The 21,109-nt window shown below is 62.9% G+C and carries 19 protein-coding genes and 2 pseudogenes; 14 read left to right on the top strand and 7 right to left on the bottom strand.

The features are described 5' to 3' along the window. Nucleotides 1–2 precede the first annotated feature (2 nt). Genes ACAG26_RS26595 through ACAG26_RS26585 form a run of 3 tightly spaced genes read left to right on the top strand, consistent with a single transcriptional unit; the run spans nucleotide 3 to nucleotide 2,217 of the window. Nucleotides 3–692, top strand: a complete 690-nt coding sequence (locus ACAG26_RS26595; RefSeq protein WP_370486079.1) for an Mce protein — start codon at nucleotides 3–5, stop codon at nucleotides 690–692. 45 nt (nucleotides 693–737) lie between these two features. Next, nucleotides 738–1,418: an Mce protein gene (locus ACAG26_RS26590; protein ID WP_370486078.1), complete on the top strand. Its 681-nt coding sequence runs from the start codon at nucleotides 738–740 to the stop codon at nucleotides 1,416–1,418. Nucleotides 1,419–1,467: 49 nt separating this feature from the next. Continuing rightward, nucleotides 1,468–2,217: a hypothetical protein gene (locus ACAG26_RS26585; RefSeq protein WP_370486077.1), complete on the top strand. Its 750-nt coding sequence runs from the start codon at nucleotides 1,468–1,470 to the stop codon at nucleotides 2,215–2,217. 623 nt (nucleotides 2,218–2,840) lie between these two features. Here ACAG26_RS26585 and ACAG26_RS26580 read toward each other — a convergent pair. From ACAG26_RS26580 to ACAG26_RS26570, 3 genes are all read right to left on the bottom strand, one after another. After that, nucleotides 2,841–3,914, bottom strand: a complete 1,074-nt coding sequence (locus ACAG26_RS26580) for an alpha/beta fold hydrolase (protein ID WP_370486076.1) — start codon at nucleotides 3,912–3,914, stop codon at nucleotides 2,841–2,843. Between the two features lie 222 nt (nucleotides 3,915–4,136). Beyond that, nucleotides 4,137–5,033, bottom strand: coding sequence for a metal-dependent hydrolase (locus ACAG26_RS26575; RefSeq protein ID WP_370486075.1), 897 nt, complete (start codon nucleotides 5,031–5,033; stop codon nucleotides 4,137–4,139). A gap of 330 nt (nucleotides 5,034–5,363) precedes the next feature. Further along, nucleotides 5,364–6,002 (bottom strand): class I SAM-dependent methyltransferase, encoded by a 639-nt coding sequence (locus ACAG26_RS26570; RefSeq protein WP_370486074.1) that lies wholly within the window; start codon nucleotides 6,000–6,002, stop codon nucleotides 5,364–5,366. Nucleotides 6,003–6,840: 838 nt separating this feature from the next. Between ACAG26_RS26570 and ACAG26_RS26565 the strand changes: the two genes are divergently transcribed. Both ACAG26_RS26565 and ACAG26_RS26560 read left to right on the top strand, forming a co-directional pair. Further along, a complete protein-coding gene (locus tag ACAG26_RS26565) occupies nucleotides 6,841–7,416 on the top strand; it encodes a TetR/AcrR family transcriptional regulator (protein ID WP_370486073.1) in 576 nt (191 codons plus the stop codon). A gap of 501 nt (nucleotides 7,417–7,917) precedes the next feature. Further along, a complete protein-coding gene (locus tag ACAG26_RS26560) occupies nucleotides 7,918–8,796 on the top strand; it encodes an LLM class F420-dependent oxidoreductase (RefSeq protein WP_370486072.1) in 879 nt (292 codons plus the stop codon). 283 nt (nucleotides 8,797–9,079) lie between these two features. On the opposite strand, the gene ACAG26_RS26555 is transcribed toward ACAG26_RS26560, so the two are convergent. Then, nucleotides 9,080–9,493 carry a hypothetical protein gene (locus ACAG26_RS26555; RefSeq protein WP_370486071.1) on the bottom strand — a complete coding sequence of 138 codons (414 nt, stop codon included), beginning with the start codon at nucleotides 9,491–9,493 and terminating at the stop codon, nucleotides 9,080–9,082. A 375-nt stretch (nucleotides 9,494–9,868) separates the two neighbouring features. Between ACAG26_RS26555 and ACAG26_RS26550 the strand changes: the two genes are divergently transcribed. Beyond that, nucleotides 9,869–11,701, top strand: a complete 1,833-nt coding sequence (locus ACAG26_RS26550) for an acyl-CoA dehydrogenase (RefSeq protein ID WP_370486070.1) — start codon at nucleotides 9,869–9,871, stop codon at nucleotides 11,699–11,701. Between the two features lie 410 nt (nucleotides 11,702–12,111). On the opposite strand, the gene ACAG26_RS26545 is transcribed toward ACAG26_RS26550, so the two are convergent. After that, complete coding sequence (locus ACAG26_RS26545; protein ID WP_370486069.1) at nucleotides 12,112–13,050, bottom strand: class I SAM-dependent methyltransferase; 939 nt, start codon at nucleotides 13,048–13,050, stop codon at nucleotides 12,112–12,114. A 508-nt stretch (nucleotides 13,051–13,558) separates the two neighbouring features. Between ACAG26_RS26545 and ACAG26_RS26540 the strand changes: the two genes are divergently transcribed. The 8 genes and pseudogenes from ACAG26_RS26540 to ACAG26_RS26505 all read left to right on the top strand — a co-directional run. Continuing rightward, nucleotides 13,559–13,804 carry a hypothetical protein gene (locus ACAG26_RS26540; RefSeq protein WP_370486068.1) on the top strand — a complete coding sequence of 82 codons (246 nt, stop codon included), beginning with the start codon at nucleotides 13,559–13,561 and terminating at the stop codon, nucleotides 13,802–13,804. Next, a complete protein-coding gene (locus ACAG26_RS26535; protein ID WP_370486067.1) occupies nucleotides 13,801–15,459 on the top strand; it encodes an acetolactate synthase large subunit in 1,659 nt (552 codons plus the stop codon). The genes ACAG26_RS26540 and ACAG26_RS26535 overlap by 4 nt, the downstream gene beginning before the upstream one ends. 281 nt (nucleotides 15,460–15,740) lie before the next feature. Beyond that, nucleotides 15,741–17,291, top strand: coding sequence for a flavin-containing monooxygenase (locus ACAG26_RS26530; protein ID WP_370486066.1), 1,551 nt, complete (start codon nucleotides 15,741–15,743; stop codon nucleotides 17,289–17,291). 35 nt (nucleotides 17,292–17,326) lie between these two features. Then, a complete protein-coding gene (locus ACAG26_RS26525; RefSeq protein ID WP_370486065.1) occupies nucleotides 17,327–17,458 on the top strand; it encodes a hypothetical protein in 132 nt (43 codons plus the stop codon). Beyond that, nucleotides 17,455–17,967, top strand: a complete 513-nt coding sequence (locus tag ACAG26_RS26520) for a hypothetical protein (protein ID WP_370486064.1) — start codon at nucleotides 17,455–17,457, stop codon at nucleotides 17,965–17,967. The genes ACAG26_RS26525 and ACAG26_RS26520 overlap by 4 nt, the downstream gene beginning before the upstream one ends. Beyond that, nucleotides 17,967–18,747 (top strand): annotated as a pseudogene (gene istB / locus ACAG26_RS26515) (IS21-like element helper ATPase IstB). Before ACAG26_RS26520 ends, istB begins: the two are co-directional and overlap by 1 nt. A gap of 36 nt (nucleotides 18,748–18,783) precedes the next feature. Further along, nucleotides 18,784–19,617 carry an alpha/beta hydrolase family protein gene (locus ACAG26_RS26510; protein WP_370486063.1) on the top strand — a complete coding sequence of 278 codons (834 nt, stop codon included), beginning with the start codon at nucleotides 18,784–18,786 and terminating at the stop codon, nucleotides 19,615–19,617. 50 nt (nucleotides 19,618–19,667) lie between these two features. After that, nucleotides 19,668–19,817: pseudogene (locus ACAG26_RS26505) on the top strand (IS630 family transposase); the annotation flags it as partial. Nucleotides 19,818–19,826: 9 nt separating this feature from the next. Here the strand turns inward: ACAG26_RS26505 and ACAG26_RS26500 are convergent. Both ACAG26_RS26500 and ACAG26_RS26495 read right to left on the bottom strand, forming a co-directional pair. Beyond that, the gene (locus tag ACAG26_RS26500) at nucleotides 19,827–20,531 is read right to left on the bottom strand and encodes a nitroreductase family protein (RefSeq protein WP_370486062.1); all 705 of its coding nucleotides are present in this window, start codon (nucleotides 20,529–20,531) and stop codon (nucleotides 19,827–19,829) included. Nucleotides 20,532–20,688: 157 nt separating this feature from the next. After that, nucleotides 20,689–21,093, bottom strand: coding sequence for a nitroreductase family deazaflavin-dependent oxidoreductase (locus ACAG26_RS26495; protein WP_370486095.1), 405 nt, complete (start codon nucleotides 21,091–21,093; stop codon nucleotides 20,689–20,691). Nucleotides 21,094–21,109 lie beyond the last annotated feature (16 nt).

Raw genomic sequence — 21,109 nt, 5'->3', positions numbered from 1 at the left:
CAATGAGCAAGCGCACACCAACCACAGATGTCTTCGTCATGGTCGCGGAGCACAACGACGACGAAGCGGACCAGGCGGCACAACCCACCCCGGAACCCGACACTGCCGAGAGCCGATCCGACTTGGACTCAGTGGACCCCGACGGTGAATCCGCTATCGACATCATCGATGAGACCAGCCCAGTCGGCCAGTCTGGCGACACGTCTGCCCGCCGTGCCCGGCGCCGCATTGCCACCGCGCTGAGCGGGATTGTCATCGTGGCCGCCTTAGGATCCTCGACGTTCCTGGGCTGGCGGCTCATGCAGTTGGACAGCAGGGCCGCGGCGGGCCAGGCAGCCCTCACTGCCGCACGCGACTATGCCGTGACCTTGACGACCCTCGACGCCAACGATATTGACAAGAACTACGAGCGAGCGCTCGACGGCGCCACCGGGCAATTCAAGGACGATTTCAGTCAGGCCTCCGCGCAACTGCGTCAGGTGCTCATCGATAACAAGGCCGCGGGCAAGGGCGTCGTCGTCGATGCAGCGATCAAATCGGCATCACGCAACAAGGTCGAAATGCTGCTCTTCGTTGATCAGTCCATCACCAACGCACTCAATCCCAGTCCGCGCATCGACCGCAACAGGGTGCAAATGACGATGGAACTCATCGACCGCCGCTGGCTGGCAAGCAAAGTGGAAATCGTCTAGCGTACCCACCCGACGAGGTAGGCATCCCGATAAGTAGGTAAACGTATGAAAGCCGCACTCCATATCGCCGTCGCTGACACCGGCGACACCGGCATGACCGATGAGTCCGACACCGAGAGCCAGCCCAAGAGCCCCCCCGCCAACGCGGAGCAGGTCAAGACGGCTCGGACACGCTGGCGTAAACGCGGCTCCGAGGATTCACCCAGCGAAGATGACGGCCTAGCAAGCACACGCCGGAGGATTAAAACCGCGCTGCGCGTGATCGCCGCAGTGATGTTCCTCGCCGTCCTGACAGCAGCCGCCTACGAGGGTTGGATCCTGCTTCAGCAACGCCACAAACACGCCACCGCGACCCAAGCGCTCGATGCAGCACAGAACTACGCCGTCACCCTGACTAGCACCGACCCCAACGCGATCGACAAGAACTTCACCGACATCCTCGACGGCGCGACCGGTGAGTTCAAGGACACGTACACCAAGGCCGGCTCACAGCTCCGTAAAATGCTGATCGACAACAAGGTGGCCACCAAAGGTGAAGTCGTTGACTCGGCGATCAAGTCCGCCACCACCAACAAAATCGAGGCGCTACTTGTTGTCAAACAAACGATCACCAACTCAACGAGCCCCGAACCGCGCATTGACCTGGCACCCGTCACTATCACCATGGAGAAAGTCGACGGCCGATGGCTCGCAAGCAAGGTCCTCCTACTCTCAGAACGAGGTTAAACGCATGCCACTGGTAAGGAACCTACTGGCGCTAGGTGCACTTACAACAATGGTGGCCACCGCGCCGGCGGCCGGAGCCTCCGCCGAACAATTCTGCGTCGAACTCGGCGCAACATGGGACGGTACGCACTGCACGACCCTTGTCACCTCACAACGCAAAGCCCAGATGTGGATTTCCCTCGACCTGCCCGGGTCCCAGCTCAACGACCCCACATCGGGACCGGCGCTGAGAGATTACTACCACCGCCTCATCGACGGATGGCGCAAAACCGGCTCTGAGACCCCGCGCGACAGTAGCGCCTCCGCGGGCTACCAGCTCTACACCGGGCCCGGTGCGGTGCAGTCGCTGGTCATCCACGAGAGCTTCGAGCCATTCGGGATTCAAGCCAACAACGCCTACCGATCATTCGTCTTCGATACCGCCCAGGGCCGTCGGCTAGCCCTGGCAGATCTGTTCAAGCCCGGCGTCGATCCGACCACAGTGATACCACCAGCAGCCGAAGCAATCTTGCAGCCGGCGCTCGACGCAGCCCCGCCTCCCCACCAACCTGACACCTATCCCTTCACCGTCGAGGAGTGGCAACCCGGTCCAGGCGGACCCGGATACACCGGCAACTACCAGGCATTTGCGCTATCGCCCGACGATCTGATCCTCTACATGCCAAATGCGCCGATGGTGCGAGAGAATCAAACGCCGCCCTATCAATTCGTCTGGTCCATGGACGGCGGCACCGTCATCATCCACGTCCCGCTGTCTGCGTTGGCGAGTTCGCTGCGTCCGGAATACGGGGGCGCCTGAGCCATAATCCTGACTCCATCTGACCTCAACGACGGACGCTTCAGGCGTCGTGCCATGACGGCGTCGCACCGACACCGGGTGAGCGCCACTTCCACCCGGATGACGGCGATCCGCGGTGCGGCAGAAAGGAACCGGTCGGTCTTGCTGGTCGTACACGTCAGGCACGTCGCCGATCCCATTTCGCGCATCAACGACTATGGCGCGGCGCCTGGACGCTGATCTGCTGCGTAGCGAAAAATGCAGGCCAAGACAAGGATATTGGCCTTGGGGTCACCGGTCGGTTTGCAAGCATCATTCGTGGTCGGCGCTGACCGCCGCTCCGCCGAGAGCATCGTCTGCCCCCGTCGAACCCTTCTCCGGACGGTGGGCGGTGGCCCCGCGCTTGACACGTTCGAAAACCAGCAGTACACAGGTGACGCACGGGCTGGGTGAAGGGGTTTGTGGCCAGTGATCGGTACTGCTCGAAGCGGATTCTGTCTGCCGGTACACATTGGTCGGTGAAGTTGGAGGCGCCACCGATGTAGGTATCGCAATGGGCGCAGAAGGGGCCGACCGGGCCCGAGGGTTACCGCGTCTGCTGTCGTTGGTCTCTTCGCATACGGGCAGTAGATACCCACCCCACGTCATGTGGTGACTTCTGTCGAAGCCGACGCGTGCGTGCGGGCTTTAGCCGTCAAGTCCAGCAGGTGCGCGGCCACATCGGTGCGCCGCTCGTACGGCAGGAAATGGCCGGCGTCGGGGTAGACAATAACCTGGCTGCCGGGGATGCAGTCGACAATGCGTCGAGCGTGCACGGGCGGGGTGAGCCGATCCCGTGTGCCGGCCATCGCAACTACATTGATTCCGTGGTGTCGCAGCGCATCTAGTGACTGGTACCGATTGTGCTGCAGAATGGATGCGCCGAGGGCTGCTACCGCGCGGGGATGGCTTTGCGCCGATTGCCAAACAATCCGGTTGAGGTCATGACGGTGCGGCCGAGCGCCGAACCCGCTGCGCGCACTTTGGCGAGCGATGGCCAGCGGTCTGCTCGGTCGTCGTATCCGGCGCATCAGGGCCAGGCCGATGCGCAGGAGCTGCTCTGAACCGCGGTGTGTGCGGATCGCTTCGAGCAGATCGCCGGCACTGCTGGCTACGAATGCCACCCCACCGACCCGGTCTGCAAAGAGGTTGGGCTGGCGTTCGGCGAGCGCCATGATTGTCATCCCGCCCATCGAGTGTCCGCCGAACACAAGGGGTCCCTCGGGTGCCAGCACATCGATCAGTGCGGCCAAGTCGTCCGCCAGGTCCTCGATAGTGGCGACTGATACCCGTTTGGAGGCGCCGTGGCCGCGGTGGTCATAGGTGATCACACGCAGACGCGGGTCGGTCTTGGCGATGTTGGCGGCCACATCTTCCCAGATGCGGCTCGAGAGGGTCCACCCGTGGCTGAGGATGACAGTGACGTCTGGGGCCGATGAGCCCCATTCGGTGACGTTGAGCCAAATATCGTCGAGCACTAGTCGGTGGGTGTGCTGGTCAAATCCGTCTGAACTCAAGGGCTGTGTGCTCTCGCTGGGTGTTGCCGGGTCGACGACGGGGCTGGTCATCGGCGTTGCCGCTTCGAGGTCGGCGTACTGGATTGTGACTCGGGTGCGGATTTTTTCCATCCGTCCTGCCGACAGCGGTTGGAACATGATCGGGTTGCCGCCTGGAGCCATGCGGTCTATGAGGTAGCCAGCTACGTCGCCGGTGCATGACTCACGCGGGGAGGGAAGGTCGCCGATTGCGCCGCGGCCAGGTGGTCCAATACGACCCTCGCTAGGACGAAGTCGGGCTCCGCCGCACCTGGTCCGCCGCGCCTTCGGAGGCCGTACCGACCCGGGTGAGCCCACGTGCCTACGGTCGGGGACCTGAGCGTGAACGCCGCTGTGGACACAGCGTTACTTCAGGTGGTCGACTAACGCGCCGTCGGTGCCGAACAGCTCCTCCTGCCACTTTGCGAGCAGGGCGGTGGTGTCGATATCGTCGGGGTGAAATCCCGGCCGCAGGTATTTGGCCAGTTCGGGCATGGCCCCTTTGAACACTGGGCCGGTAAACAGCGCATGGGCCTCTCGGACCACCCGAATCGGGTGGCGACGTGCGATCGGGTCGCGCGCGACCGAGACGATCAAGAACAACACCAACAACGGAACGGTGAACGTCAGCGCCGCAGCCATCACGAGAATGCGCAGCCGCTCGGAACCCCCTACGGACCTATAGACGTCAAATGCCACCGATTTATGTTCGAGTTCTTCAAACGCGTGCCAATTGAGCAGGTGGCGAGCTTCGGTGCGTTGTCCCAGCGACTGGAGATACTCGTTGGACAAAGTGCGCTCGGCCAGCACGGCTGTGTAATGCTCGGCAGTCGCCGTCATGGCCAGATGTGCACGCGCTGGCAGCCGCTTTTCGAACCGAAGCCGACGTTGCTCGGTCTTCGGCGAGTCGAGCCAGGCCACCGGATACCCCAATTCAGTGAGCCGCTCGTTGAGGCGCCGGTGTTCCTGACCGTGCGTGGCTTCCTGGCCGATGAACCCGGCGACCCGTTTCTTCAGCGCCGGATCGGTGATCTGGTCGGCGAACCGACGCACGGAACGGATGAACGACTCCTCACCCGGCGGGAAAATGGCCGAGAGCCCGGCAATGAAGTGGCTGAACGCCATGTCGCCGTCCACGAAGTACTTGTCTTCAGCCCCATCGTCGTTGAAGCGGAATTTGATCCGCCGGGCCCGCGGGTAGGAAGACCGCGGGCCGGCGGGCCCGGTACCAGCCGTCGCACGCTCCCTCGCGATATCACTCATCGTCAACACCTCTCGAACAGTCAGTAGCTAATACTACGAGTACTAGATTTTGAGCATACGAGATACCTGGTCGGCGTGCAAGAACAGTTCCTAGTCCGTGAATCTGAAGTTCCAGCGTGCCGCGACATCGACGGTGACCTGAGATGACGGAGTCGCCGCAGGTCACAGCGTCGGCAGGGCTCAACAATCCGCAGAGAACAGGTCAGGCCGCAGGTCGAGGTCGTCAGATTTGATGATCCAAAAGTCGCGTTCGACCTTGGCGAGGTCCTTGTAGCTTTCCGCCACCCACCACAGCACCATATCCGGTCCCCAATGGCGACCCGGTTTCCGTCAGGCCTTGCTCCCCACAGTAATCAGATCGGATACGACCTTTGTCCAAGTGGGCCGGTGGACGCGATGCTGATCACTAACCGTGAAACCCGCATCCTCGAACAAAACCCGCATCTCTGATGGAGATGGGCTGTGCGCAGGGTTGAGGCGACGCGCTGTAAACCGATGCAGAGGAAGCCGTCTGCGCGGGCTCATCGTCGCAACCGCGACCATTCCGCCAGGCGCCACGACGCGATAGAACTCGCGCAGCGCGGCCGGCTGATCGAAGAAGTGGAACGCCGATGTTGTTACGACCGCGTCGAGTTCCTCATCGTCGAACGGCAACTGTTCGGCCGGCCCTTTCTTCCAGACCACCGCCGACGACCGAGCACGGGCATTTTCGAGCATGCCGTCGGACATGTCCACGCCCCACACTTTGCCGGGTTCCACCTCGCGCTGAATCCGGTCCGCGAGAATACCGGTACCACAGGCGATATCGGCGACCTTTTGTGGCCCGCGTCGGCGCAGCTGGGCGACGACTTCATCGTGCGCTGGCGAGTACACCCAGCGTTGCAACGGTCGAAAGTCGTACGCTGGTGCTGCAAAGCTCCAGAATTGCGTGATGGTGTTGTTGAAGCCCCTTCTTGCCACTGTCGTCACAGTCAGTCCCTTTCCTGCCGATCGATACGATTTATGCTGAAATATTCCGATCAGGCGCTTATCAATGGCTCACCGCGCCGACCACCGATGGCCGTGCTGTCGGTTTTGCCTTGGTATTGGCCGCTTCTGCTATACACAAGCAGTACGTCAACCGACAGTTCATTCTCCCGTTCGGTCCTGCTGCACCCGACTTGCATCGACACTGTGCGGCCGTTCGGCGCCGACCCCACCTCCATGGTATGCGCGTGTACCAAACACCGTAGCGCTTCGTTCCGACGCCAACAACCCCAGTCGGTGTTGTTGTGGATTGGTAATCCAAGCGAATACGGCTACATCTGTACTTCGGTTCTGGGTCAAAGCGGTGTAAGGGCACGTTGGCCAGGCCATGCCGGCTCCCTTCTCACCGTCAGGTGTGACCCCTGCGCCGGCCACGAAATCCGGCTTGCACCTGGCGGTGACCATCCGACGCTGGGCCCACGCGGGTCGCTCCGGATCGGGACGTTCTGGTATAACGCTCGACACCTGGCCAGGATCACGAATCCGGGCACCGAGACCACCGCACTCACCTAGCTCGTCATCCCAGGGAAGCTCTCCATCCCGCCCTCGGGTCACCGATTGTGAGGGGGCGGGCGCCCGATCCAAGGTTGGCGGGAAGGGCCTGGCTTTCACGATTCGCTCCGCCCGTTCTTGGCAGCACGATGTAACGTTGCACCGGTGGCGATTGCTGCCGTTGGATGTCGTCAGTACGGATCGCGGGGAATCGCACTTGACTAAGAGAGGATTGGCTACGCGGGCACGACGGCGAAATGTCCCCATCGACGACACTTCCACAAGCGCGATGGGAGGCTTTCGCAGCCGCCTGCTTGAAGCCATGCGCGCGTGCATCGCCGAGAATGGCTACACTGCGACTACTGTCGCCGACGTGGTCCGCTGTGCCCGCACATCACGACGGACGTTCTATGAGCACTTTGTAGATAAGGAAGACTGCTTCGTCGCAGTGCTAACCGACGACAACGCGACCCTAATTCGGCAGATATCTACGTCTGTAGATCCCAAACTTCCCTGGCAAGAGCAAATTCGGCAGGCAGTGACCGCGTGGATCAACTACGCAGAATCACACCCGGCAATGATGCTGAGTTGGATTCGCGATGCGCCCAGACTCGGTGCAACAATGCGGGACCTGCAGCGTCAGTTCATGGAGGGTTTCATCGCGATGATGCAGACCCTCTCCAGCACCGACCACCTCCGGGCAGCTGGCATCGCACCAGTGCCACGCCAGCGCGCCATCATGTTGTTGGGTGGTTTACGTGAACTGACCGCTACCACTTTGGAGCAGGGTGGCCAGATGACGGACATCGCTGACGAGGCGGTGCAGGCCGCCGAGGTATTGCTGGCCCCGTTCGCTGGGGCGTAGCGCGGCGACAACCAAAGTCCGACCCGGCTCCCACGGGTCCGAGGGTTGCGCCGACTGGTACGAGACCGTACTCTTGCTTCGGTACGTCAATGTACCGAACTTGGAAGGTGATCGCTTGAAGCGGGACGACACCTCAGCTACTAGCCGCGATGGTGGTGTCGAACTCCCGCCGACGATCTGTTCACCGAGTCGGCAGCTGCCACGGTGTTGTCGCGACTGATGCTCGTACTGGGTGTGGCACCTATCCTCGTGCCGAGCATCGCCGTCGCCCTACTCATCTGCGGCTCACGGCGCTGGGCATTGATCATCCTGATCAGCTTCGACGGCGCGTTCGCGCCACTAGCCCACAGCTTTTACCCGAGACGCTACAGTCCGCACGTCACTAGTTTTTGAAGATCAGCACCCTCGCCGCAACAGATGTTAAAGCCATTCCACGACCGGTAGTTCGGAGCCTGCTATTTGACCAGACCTACCATCCACACCGGGACAGAAAGGATGGACATGACATCAGTCACGCCTACGCGACACCGCCCCTTTGGGGTGTGGGTCCCCGCGCCGATTCCACCCGAACAAGCCTCCCAGATCGAACAGCTGGGCTATTCGGCACTGTGGGTGGGAGCCAACCCGCCAGCCGAACTCAACTTCGTTGAACCTATCCTACATGCCACGGACCATCTGGTCGTCGCAACAGGCGTTGTCAACATTTGGGCCGCGCCAGCCGATCGAGTTGCCGAGTCATATCACCGCATCGAAAACGCCTATCCCGGAAGGTTCCTGCTCGGAATCGGCGTCGGGCACCGCGAGCACACCTCTGAATACCGAAATCCGTACCAGGCTATGACTAAGTACCTCGATGAACTGGACGCCGCGGGAGTGCCCGCCCGCCATCGCCTGATTGCCGCAATGGGGCCAAAGATGTTGCGCCTGGCGGCCACACGCAGCGCTGGCACACACCCGGCCCTGTCTACGGTGGGCCACAACATTGTGGCGCGCGCAGCTATCGGGCCTTTTCCGGTCATCGCTCCGATTCAATCGGTATTGCTGACCGACGACAAAGTTGCCGGCCGTGCGGCAGGCCGCCAATTGGCCGGAAGCTATCTAAAACTCGAGAATTACGTGAAAAACTGGCGACGGCTGGGCTTCACACAAGACGATGTAGCTCCGGGCGGCAGCGACCGACTCGTCGATGCACTGCTCGCGCACGGGAGCGCCGAAGACGTCGCACTAAGACTCTATTCTCACCTTGCTTCCGGTGCTGATCACGTCGTTGTACAAGTCTTCACCGGTGGACGCGAATTTCTCCCCACCCTGACTCAGTTGGCACTGGCCCTCGATGTCACGGCGCAACACACAGTTACGGCACACAGGTCAAGCACGTAAACATCATTGGTAGTCAGGGGCGCAGTACCCGCATGTTAGCGACAGCCGAATTCCGGGCCGGGCGCGACGGGGTGGTTTCCAGCGGTGGATGCAACATGGGGACCGTTGTGGAGGTTAGCAGGCGGGTGAAGATTTCGATCGGTCTTCTGTCGTTGAGTATGGCGCGCGGGCGGTGGTTGAGTTCTTCTTCAACCCGGGCAAAGTGGGATGGGGTGCGTACGAATAGGTCGGTTCCTTTCGGGAAGTATTGGCGGAGAACTCCATTGGCGTTCTCGTTCGATCCTCACCGCCACGGACTGCTGCCATCGCAAAAATACACCTCGCTGCCGGTGGCCGCGGTGATCTCCAGGGATCGCTGAGTGATGCTGTGGACCAACGATGACGTCGCCTTCCCAGTGGCCGGGCTCAGAGCGATCCTGTGGTCGGAAGGGGCGTTGGTCACGCTGAGCATGGGTTCCCCGAATCGGCGGCGCCGCCGGGTGAAACGAACATGGGCGGGACGATGGTCACAACCGGTGCGCAGCGGTGAGAGCGCTGGACGCCGCGGCAGCAGACTGTTGGGCCGGTAGAGTTTCTGATAGATCGTTTCAGGCGCCAGATGCCAGCTAGGTCGGTCCGGGAATTCCCGGCGCAAAAACCGACTGATTTGTGCCGGGATCCAGCGTTGCGCCAACTGGTCTTTGACGATGGTGAGCAACTCGGTATGCGCGACCAGCTTGGCTTACGTGGACGTTGTCGACGCAGCGCAGCAGCGCGATGGGCCTCGAACGGGTGATAGGTCCCATCCGGGCTGCTGTTGCGGTCAAGCTCGCGATTGATCGTCGAGACACTGCGGCCCATCGCGTCGCCGATCGTCCGCGTTAGCGAGGCGTTCTTGAGTACGGCGCAGCAAGGGATGCGCGGAAGTGCAATTCCTAGCGCGACAGGGAAGTTCGACGCGTAGTCTCGCCCACGTCACCGGTGTGAGCCAACTCATAGTCGGCGTTGATCTGTAACCCTTCGGTTTCGTAACCGTAAGTTGGCCTAACCTACGGTTGCGTATGCTTGCACAGGCCCGGCATCCTTACGCCTCGTGAACCACTACATCGCCAATGTGCGTGACCTTGAATTCAACCTGTTCGAGGTGTTGGGACTCGGGGCGGTGTTCGAGGCCGGTGGGTACGCAGACCTCGATGAGAAGACCGGCCGCACCATGCTCAACGAGGTCGCCCGCTTCGCCGAGGACGTGATCGCCGAATCATTTGTCGACGCTGACCGCAACCCGCCAGTCTTCGTGCCAGACAAGCATCGAATCGTCGTGTCTGGTTCTCTGGCCAAGACTGTACAGGTCGTCAAAGACGCCGAGTGGTGGCGAGTCGGCCTCGACGAGCGGGCTGGTGGAACCCCAGCGCCGGCAGCTCTGGTGTGGGCAATCCAGGAAATGGTAGTGTCCGCCAACCCATCCGCCGCGTTCTTCTACCTGCTGGGCCCCGCGATGGCCCATACGCTCGCCGAGGTCGGCACCGATGAGCAGCAGCGGTGGGCGCGCATCGCGATGGACAAGGGTTGGGCGGCCACCATGGTGCTGACCGAGCCTGACGCCGGCTCCGACGTCGGCGCGGGCCGGGCCAAGGCGATCGAGCAGCCCGACGGCACCTGGCACATCGAGGCCGTGAAGCGTTTCATCTCCGGCGCCGACGTCGGCGACACCGCCGAAAATGTTTTCCACCTCGTGCTGGCACGGCCAGAAGGGGCCGAACCTGGCACAAAGGGACTCAGCTTGTACTTCGTGCCGAACTTCCTATTCGACCCCGACACCCTGGAATTACGGGAGCGCAACGGCGTGTTCGTGACGGGTGTTGAGCACAAGATGGGCCTCAAGTCCTCGCCCACCTGCGAGGTAACGTTCGGGGCCCATGGCATGCCGGCAGTCGGCTACCTTGTCGGTGACGTCCACCGGGGCATCGCGCAGATGTTCAAGGTGATCGAAAACGCCCGCATGACTGTCGGTGTCAAGGCGGCGGGGACGCTATCCACCGGATACCTCAACGCTCTGGCCTACGCCAAGGAACGCATCCAGGGTGCCGACCTCACCAAGATGACGGATAAGGCTGCTCCCCGTGTGACGATAATCCAGCACCCGGATGTCCGGCGCAGCCTGCTAACCCAAAAGGCGTACGCCGAGGGCCTGCGGGCGGTATACCTATATACCGCTGCTCACCAGAACCCTGATGTCGCGCAGGTTGTTTCCGGTGCCGATGCCGACCTGGCGCACCGGGTAGAGGATTTGCTGCTACCGGTCGTCAAGGGCGTGGGCTCCGAGCGCGCCTACGAAGTGCTGTCCGAGTCGCTGCAAACGCTAGGCGGCTCAGGCTATCTGCAGGACTACCCGATCGAGCAGTACATCCGTGACGCGCGGATCGACTCGCTGTACGAAGGCACTACCGCGATCCAGGCACTGGACTTCTTTTTCCGCAAGATCATCAAGGATCGGGGTTCGGCGCTCGCTCACGTGACTGACCAGATTTCAGCGATGATCGACATGGGCGATCAGCACCTGCAGCCTGAACTCGAACGGCTGGCCAATGCTTTAGCCGATGTCAAGGCGATGGCTGCGTCGTTGACCGGTTATCTGATGTCGGCGCAGGAGGAGACCAGTCAGATCTACAAGGTGGGCCTGGCCTCGGTGCGGTTCTTGATGGCCGTTGGTGACCTGATGATCGGTTGGCGGCTGCTGGTCGGCGCCCGCATCGCCCAGTGCGCGCTCGCTGCAGGCGCGAGCGACAAGGACCGTGCGTTCTACACAGGCAAGGTCGCGGTCGCGAAATTCTTTGCGCACAACATGCTTCCGCTGCTGTCGAGCAGTCGGGAGGTCATCGAATCGATAGACAACGACATCATGGAACTCGACCAATCGGCGTTCTGACCATACGCTTTTCTCCTGAAATGAGCGTGGTCCCGGGCACTCGGGCCACGCCCAGATATGGGGCGACGCGTTCGCTGTGGTCAGGAATGCCCGTGCTAGCATTATGAATCGTCCTTAGGTTTGGACAAAAAGATCGCCAGGCCGTAATCGGTGGGGAATACGTTCAGCCATCCGGTAGCGTCGACCCGAGGTGCGGCCGCTCTGGATCCACAAGCCCACCGCGGAGACCCAACCGCCCCGGTTTGTTGGTAACCAGCCGATTCCGGCTTACGTACCACGGTGGGTAGGCCACCACATCTGATTCCTTTCTGGTCTGCGTCAGGTGGGGGCTGGCTTGTCTGCACACGGGACATGCATCGGCACGCCCGAGTCCGATCGTGTCTGCACGTCTGTGTTGGGCAGCCGTGGCATCACAACCGGTACGCGGTCACAAAATCCGAGAAAGCGCTTTTAGCGTCGGGTTCTATGACGCCGTCGACCCAGCGGCCAAGGCGGCGCATCTCGTTTTCAGAGGGCTGGGCACTGGCGCGCCAGGCGTGTTGGTTGAGCCAGTCATCGACGGCCGCCCGGCCGGTGTCCCGATACATCAGCTCCCCGATGTCGATGTGCTCGACGCCGAGGGCCTGGGCCACCTTTTCGAATCGCTCGCGGATCTCCTTGCGCCGCTCATCTGCCTGAGAGGCCGCGGTTTCGGCCGCGATTCGACTGTGGGCGGCGCTGAGTTCACTGATCTGGGTGAAAAGCCGGTCTTGGGCTGGGGCGGGTAGATACATCAGCAGCCCCTCGGCCAGCCAGGCCGTACGTTCGGTGGGGTCAAACCCGGCGGCCCGCAGGGCGGCGGGCCAGTCCTGCCGTAGGTCGCTGGCTACCTCGCGGCGCTCCGCTGAAGGTGTAGCCCCGCTGCGGGCCAAGGTGGCGGACTTGTAGGCGAGTACCTCGGGTTGGTCGATCTCGTACACGGTAGTCTGCGCTGGCCAGTCCAGCCGGTAGGCACGAGAATCCAGTCCTGACGCCAAAATCACTACTTGCCGAATCCCCGCGTCAGCGGCCTCGGCGAAGTAGGCGTCGAAGAAGTTTGTGCGTACCGCTTGGTAGCCGCGCATGTGAGCCACGATGGCGGCCACGTGAGGGTCGATGGCGTCCACTTTGGCCACGATCGCCGGGTCGAGCATGGCCTCCCACAACGCGCCGGCACCGGCGCCGGTGACCAGCAGTCTGGCGTAGGGGTCACAGATCAGCGCGTCGGGCTGCTCGGTTTCTACCGCGCGGGCCGCGGCCACCATGATCGCGGTACTGCCGACGCTGGTCGTGATGTCCCAGCTGTCGTCGTGGGTGCGTAGTGAACTCATCGTGTACTCCCGCTCGTGTGGTGTTCTGGTGGGCGTGTGGGGTGCTCGGCTGCCGGCGGCAGCGCGTGGTGGGCCCAGTACGTCGAAAAGCGTGCTGAGGACCGGCCCGCCGAGGATGGACTCGGTGTGCTGAAGCCCGGGTGAATCGATCCAGGAGAGCCGCTGCGCCTGGATAGCCGACGCGGCCAGGTGATGACGACCAGGGTGTGCCCGCTCAGGGTCCGCGCTGCTGCTCTGCTCACCCGCACTTCCCCAAACCGTCGAACCTCCCAATGACCCGCGGGGCCGACACCACCCCCGTGTTCGCCGCTTTGGTGGTTCGACCGCGGGAACCGTCATCGACGACAACGCGCACCCGTCCTTGATACTGTGCATATCCGTGCCTACCTCAAGGTACGTGCATGTACCACAATCTACAACCTCGGGGTTCGAGCGCACAGGTTCGACACGTCGCCGCCTGAAGTGACGTTGCCCGCCCCGACGCGACATCGGCCAAGGGAGGACAGCCGTGAGCGCAGCAACCAACGCCAAATTCATGGCCAATGACGCCCAGCACGGGATCGCCACCGCAGCAGCGGCTTTCCTGTGCAACACCTACAACACCACCCGCCGGTCGATCTACCACTACCGAGTCGACGAGCTCCAACAAATCACCGCACAGTCGACCGGAAAACGCCCACACCCCGACGGGCAGTACGCGGCCGGTGATGTCGTGGCGATCGCCGACGCCCCGACCAGGAAGCCACCGCAATGACCAACGGAGCTGAAGCTTTGGTACGCGCCCTGGTCGAGGCCGGGGTCAGCGTCGTGTTCAGCAATCCGGGCACCTCTGAGATGCATTTCGTCGCGGCCCTTGAGAGCGCTCCACAGTTACGGGCCGTGCTCACCTTGTTTGAAGGCGTGGCCTCCGGCGCCGCCGACGGCTATGCTCGCATGACCGGACTGCCCGCGGCCACCCTGCTCCACCTGGGCCCCGGACTCGGCAACGCCCTGGCCAACTTGCACAACGCCCGCAGAGCAGGCGTCCCGCTGCTCAACATCGTCGGCGACCACGCCACCACCCACACCCAATACGACGCGCAACTGCAATCCGATATCGAAACCGTCGCCCGCAACGTTTCGAGTTGGGTGCGCACCACAGCGTCCACCGACACACTCGTCGCCGACGCCGCCGAAGCCATCGCCGTCGCGCGGTCCACACCGCAACAGGTCAGCACCCTGATCCTGCCCGCCGACATATCCTGGGGCAGCCACGGCGCGAGGCCCGCCCCGCCTGCACCGATTCGGCCCCCACAACCCCCCGACACCCAGACCGTCACCCAGATCGCCGCCGCGATGGGCGCCGGTGGCACCACGGCGCTGCTGCTCGGTGGGTCGGCGCTGCACGAAGAAGGATTAATCGCCGCAGCCCAGATCAGCGCCGCTACCGGCGCCGCCCTGCTGGCCGACGTGTTTCCCACCCGTTTGCAGCGCGGTGCGGGCCTGCCCGCCGTCGAGCGGCTGGCCTACTTCCCCGAGCTCGCCACCGTGCAACTGTCTGGCATCAAGCACCTCGTCTTGGCCGGCGCCCGGGCACCCGTGTCGTTTTTCGCCTACCCCGACAAACCCAGCTACCTGGTGCCCGATGGCTGCACCGTACACGCCCTGGCCGACCCCACCCAAAACCCCGCGGCCTGCCTGCACGCCCTGGTCAAAGCGCTCGGCGCCACCGACGCCGCCCCGTCGTTGCAACCACCGCACCGGCCCCCGCCACCGCGCGGGCGGCTCACCGCCAACACCGTCTGCCAGGCCATCGGCGCGGTGTTGCCCCACAACGCGATCATCTCCGATGAATCCCAAACCTCCGGCGTCATGCTGCCCGCCTTCACCGCCGGAGCGCCGCGCCACGACGTACTCACCCTTACAGGCGGGGCCATCGGGCAGGGTCTCCCCGTCGCCATCGGCGCCGCCGTGGCCTGCCCTGACCGACCGGTTCTGGCCGTGCAAGCCGACGGATCGGCCATGTACACCATCCAGTCGCTGTGGACCATGGCCCGCGAACACCTCAACATCACCGTCGTCATCATCAACAACCGCTGCTACAACATCCTCAATGTCGAACTGCAACGGGTCGGTGCCAGCGCGGCCGGGCCCAAAGCCAGATCCCAGCTCGACCTTTCGGGACCTGACCTCGATTTCGTCGACCTCGGCCACGGCATGGGAGTCCCCGCCCGGCGGGTCAACAATGCCGAAGACCTCACCGCCGCAATACAATACGCCTTCAGCCACCGCGGGCCGCACCTGATCGAAGCCGTCATCCCACCGGCGATCACCGGCCTGAAACTGAAAGCGCTGCCCCATGCATTGTCGGCGCTGTCGCGAGTACCTACCCCACTGGCCAAAGCCCTCAAACGCCGCTTCGCACCATAAACCCGGCTCCCGGCCACGATCAGGCCGGCCTGTTCAGCGCGGGCCGGAACTCCACTGCACCGATTCACTCACGGAGCCCGACGAAGGCCGGACAGGACCCGCCGCGCACTGTCGGAGTCTCCCGCATTCCGACTTAATTGCACCCGGTAGCCCGCTCACCCATTGACTCGCCGAACTAGAACAGTCAGTATCTAGTACTATGAATAGCACTACATGCTACTGGGAATACAGCGTCGGGATCTGTCCTGCCGCGCGGACCTCGGCGCACAGGAGGACCAACGATGCCTAGCGATGCAGCTGGCGAATTTGCCGACGTGTTGATTGTGGGAGCGGGACTGTCCGGCGTCGGGGCCGCCTGCCGCCTGCGCCAGCAATGTCCCGACAAATCGATCACCATCCTGGAGGCCCGCGACGCTGTCGGGGGCACCTGGGACTTGTTCCGCTACCCCGGAATTCGATCCGATTCGGACATGTTCACGCTCGGCTATCAGTTTCGCCCGTGGACTGATTCCAAGGCGATCGCCGACGGATCTACCATCTTGGACTACATCAACGACACCGCGCGCGAGTTCGATGTCGCACACCTGATCCGGCTGAACCATCGGGTCGTCAATGCCAGCTGGGACAGCCGGTCGTGTCGGTGGACCGTCAAGGTGAACCGCACCGACGTCGGTGACGAAGTGAAGATCTCGTGTGCGTTTCTGTACATCTGTACCGGTTACTACCGGTACGACGAGGGCTTTAGCCCAACATTCGATGGTGTGGAGAGGTTCGGCGGACCGCTCGTTCACCCTCAGCACTGGCCCTCAGATCTCGACTACCGCGGCAAGAGGGTCATTGTGATCGGCAGCGGAGCCACCGCAGTGACCTTGGTGCCCACGCTGGCTCAGGCTGCGGAGCACGTCACCATGCTGCAACGGTCCCCGTCGTACATCGTTGCTCTGCCGGCGCGGGACCCGATCGCGGACCTGCTGCGCAACAGACTTCCCCAAAAACTCGCCTATGCGTTGGTCCGTTGGAAAAACGCGCTACTGGGTATCGTGATGTTCAGCTTGAGCCGGCGGCGCCCACGGCTCGTCAAGGCGCTGATTCGGTGGGCAGCCGCCAAACAACTGCCCGCAGGCTACGACCTCGACACCCACTTCACCCCGGCCTACGATCCCTGGGATCAGCGGATGTGTGCGGTGCCCGATGGAGATCTGTTCGCCGCGATCCGCAGGGGTTCGGCCTCGATCTTGACCGACCATATCGAGACGTTCACCGAAACCGGGATCCGTTTGCGGTCAGGTGCTCAGCTGGACGCCGATATCGTCGTCAGCGCAACCGGTTTGAACCTGCTGGCACTTGGCGGCATGGATCTGAGGGTTGACGGCAAGGCCGTTGATCTAGCTGAGACGTTGGCCTATAAAGGCATGATGCTCTCAGGTGTCCCTAACCTCGCCTTGACCGTCGGCTACACCAACGCCTCATGGACGCTCAAGGCTGATCTGGTCGCCGAATACGTCTGTCGGCTGCTCAAACACATGGACCGCCACTGCTACGGCGCCGTCATCCCCGATGCCACGGGGGTCAGCGCGCACAGTCCCATCATCGATCTGGCGTCGGGTTATGTGTTGCGCAGCGTGGCGAATCTCCCCAAACAAGGCGAGCACACACCGTGGCGACTGCACCAAAACTACGTGCGTGACGTGCTGTTGCTGCGCCGCGGACCCGTCGATGACGGTGTGCTGTTCACCCCCCGCCCTCAGCGCAGCAGCACCGATCGAGAATCACCCGAACGCGATGAACTGGTGGTCGGGCCTGCGGTTACGCCGGCACGGCCACTGGGATAAAGGGAGGGCGGTTTCGCCGCAACCACTGCGTGCCCATGCCGGTGGCGGACTCCATCGATGAACTCAACGCGCTGCTGGCCCTCGCCGATGACGCCGACGACGCCCGCCGTGTCGGCAACCGGGCCACCAGCGTGGGTCAGGACTCAAACTGTCGGCCTCGACGGTGACCGTCTACGACCTCAACACGATGGTGGCACGGCATCAGCGCGCTATCGGCAAGGGCGCCAAAGTCTTGGATTTGGAGCACTATCTGGAGATCCTGCTGCGCAAACCCGGCGCCCTGCCCGGGGCAACCGCGCTGGCCCAAGCCCGTGCATCGAAGGTTTTCACCGCCGAGCATGACGCGTTTTGGGCGGCCGCCGGCAAAGCCCACGGTGATGCCAAGGGCACTCGGGCGCTCGTCGAGGTACTGCTGTTGCACCGCCACGTGGAGCGATCCGACGTGCTGGCCGGCATCACCGCGGCGCTGTCGGTCGGATCCACCAACGCTGATGTGGTGACGCTGGAAGCCCGCAAGGCCGCCGAGCGCCGGGGTGTGGCACCGACCCCAGACGGTGTCGAGGGCGGTACTGGTGTGGTGATCCTGGCCGAGCATCGCCTAGCCGCCGTTCCGGCCGTCAGCTTGCCGCTGCCGTCGGTGGACAAATACGACGTTTTGCTCGGGCGGGAAACCTAGTGACCGGCCGCCGCACGGTGACTGAGCAGGCCGCGACCGCCGCGATCGAGCAAGGCTGCCGCATACTGCGCCTGCCCACCATACGAGACCGATTCGCTGAGATCGCGACCGCAGCCGAGCGCGAACAAATGACCTACCTGGGGTTTCTGTCTGAGCTGGTGATCGCCGAATGCGATGACCGCACTCGCCGACGCGCCGAACGACGCATCCGCGACGCCGGGTTTCCCCGGACAAAACGGCTGGAGGAGTTCTCGTTCGAGGCCAATCCGTCCATCAACCCGGCGGTCATCGGTCAGCTGTCCAGCTGCGCCTGGGTCAAAGCCGGGCACCCGTTGTGTTTGATTGGTGATTCGGGCACCGGCAAAACCCATTATGCCGATCGCTGTGGGAACCTTGGCCGCCGAAGCCGGCTACCGAGTGCGTTACTCACTGGCCAGCAAGTTGGTCAACGAGTTGGCCGAAGCCGCCGACGACAAGCAGCTGACCAAGCTGATCAACCGCTACGGCCGCATTGATCTTCTCCTGGTGGACGAGCTGGGGTATCTGCAACTGGACCGGCGCGGGGCAGAGTTGTTGTTCCAAGTTCTCACCGAGCGCGAAGAGCGCTCGGCCATCGCTATCGGCTCCAACGAGCCGTTCTCTTCGTGGACAAAAACCTTCACTGACCCGCGGCTATGCGCTGCAATAGTGGATCGGTTGACGTTGGCCGGGGCGATCATCGAAACCGGCAGCACCTCCTACCGACTCGCTCACGCCCGCAACGCCCGACCGGCAAGCTAACTGCCCTCCCACCTTCCTGGAGGCACACTGGTGGGTATGGCCGACCTCATGGCGATCCACGTCGGTGACGTCCCCGTTTTGCTCCGCCCTGCTCGGCACCGCAACGCTCCAATCATAGTGCTGTACCACGGCTTTGGACCACCAAATAGTCCGCAGGACATGGCCGATGCGTTTCCGTTGGAAGCGCTGGACGCCAACCTCGCCTACATCGGCCTTCCCATGTTCGGTGAGCGCCTGCCGGCGGGCGGCATCGATGAGGTCATGCAGCGTCAAGCCCGTGACTACCTGCGTCAGCTGCTCATACCAATCGTCGAGCAGGCCGCTGATGAACTGGCCCCCATCGTGACTGCAATCACCGAGCGGACCGGCGCCAATACAAAACTGGGACTATTGGGATTTTCGGCCGGCGGCGTAGTCGCTGCGGCCAACCTGATCCGGGCGCAGGCACCCATCCAAGCCGCAATACTGGTCAACACGGTAAACAGTCCTGCCGCTGCCGTAGCACTCTCCGAACGCTTGTCCGGCACCACCTACCCCTGGGACAACGATGCCCGCGCGGCCGCTCACCGCGCCGACCTGACCGCGCACGCCGCCACCGTTGCCGCGCGCCGATCCCCGCCAGCATTGCTCATCCTGCACGGCGCCGACGACGAGTACGCCACCCCCGACGATGCCCGCACCCTCTATCACACTCTCGCCAACGCCTACCTGCAGTCGGGCCACACCGACCTGGTCAAGCTACGCGTCTTCGACGACGTCGCACACCACCTCACCGGCGCCAACCAGCACGTCGAGGGTCTCTCACCCGCCGGCCCCCTCAACGAGGCAGCCACAGCCTGGCTCACCGCGCACCTAAGCAAGACCACGTAGCCACGACGACCGGCCAGCGCCACTTCGAGCCGTCACGCCGGGGCCAGGTCAAGTTGACATTGCGAGGACCGCTCGACGAACCGAGTCCGGGCCGCCCACGTGTGATCGGTGACGAACAAATCCAAACCCTGATAACCGCAACGTTGGAGTGCGCACCGCCTGATGCCACGCATCGGTCGACGCGATCGATGGCCGAACACACGTGCCGCTCACCGATCCGATGAATGCCCGCGGGGCGTCGCTTCAGCCGCCATGCGCCCATCGCCGTCGGTGGCTGAGGCGTGAAATGGCTGATTGCCGTAGCGCTCGACGTGCAGGACGTCTTCAACCGGAGGCCGTTGTGTCGGCCCGTATCGACCGCGGGCCCAGCCGATCGGGATGAGGCACACCGGGACCACCGAGCGAGGCAATCCGAGGACCTTACGTACATTCGGCAGGTACCACAGCGGCAAAGTCTGAAGCGACGCTCCCAGCCCAACCGCGCGGCACGCGAGCAAAATATTCTGCACGGCAGGATAAACCGAGCCGTAGAAGGACGATACGGATACTTGCGGTCGGCCGACCGAGCGATGTCGCATGTTGCGGCGGTAGCACGGAATGACGAAAACCGGCAGCTCGTGGAAGTGTTGCCCTTGCCATTCCACTGCGCTCCACTGCCGGCTCATGGCGTTATAGGTTGACCCACCAAACACTCTCAATACACCGGTCAGCTTGAACATCCGTTGGTAGCCGCCGATCAGGCGCTTCTTCTGCTCTGGGTCGGTAACGACGATGAACGCCCAGTCTTGGCTGTTCGAACTTGTTGGGGCCTTCAAAGCCAGCGCCAGCACTTCACGTAAAACTTCCCAGTCGACCGGATCGGTGTGCAGGCGACGTATCGCGCGCTGCGTGCGCATCGCATCAGCGATAGGCATGTCCAGTCGGGCTAGAGCCTCGGCAGGGTCGGGAGGTACGAACGGCTCCGCCTCTGGTGCGACGGCGGTGTCGGTCCTAGGCATGTGGTTCCCCTATTGATTGGTAATGAGCAGTGTCGGTATGTTGTTTGCGCGGGTCACGATGGGCACAGGGCAACTATGCACGGGCAGCTGTCAACAGGAGCGCCTCATCAAACGGGACAACAGCGAACACGGGTCTCCAACGCAGCGGAACCAGCTCGGCAGCCTGGCTTTTCGTGGTAAGGCGAGGTTCAGTAACCTCGATCCGCTTGCCGTAGTGCTCGATCTCCGCCGTACCGTGAGCATTCACGTTCTTCAGCCAATCGGTACGTGGGCCGTAGCCAACGAGAAACAGAAAGCCACCGTCGGTCGGGAATACATTCAGCGGCGTCCGGTAAGGGGTGCCGGATTTCCTGCCCACGTGATGCAGGACCGCCATCCCCGGCGACCATCCGGCCCATAAGAGGACGAGCCGGTTGGGTCTGCTGCATGAACAGGTGACATCTGAGTTGGCTTGCCCCGTGGGGTGGGCTGGAAGGATGTCAGCATGGCAAGGC

This window comes from Mycobacterium sp. pUA109 (assembly GCF_041287095.1).
Taxonomy (GTDB): Bacteria; Actinomycetota; Actinomycetes; order Mycobacteriales; family Mycobacteriaceae; genus Mycobacterium.
The sequence above is the reverse complement of the archived record's forward strand: the minus strand, read 5'-3'. Positions and strand labels throughout refer to the sequence as shown.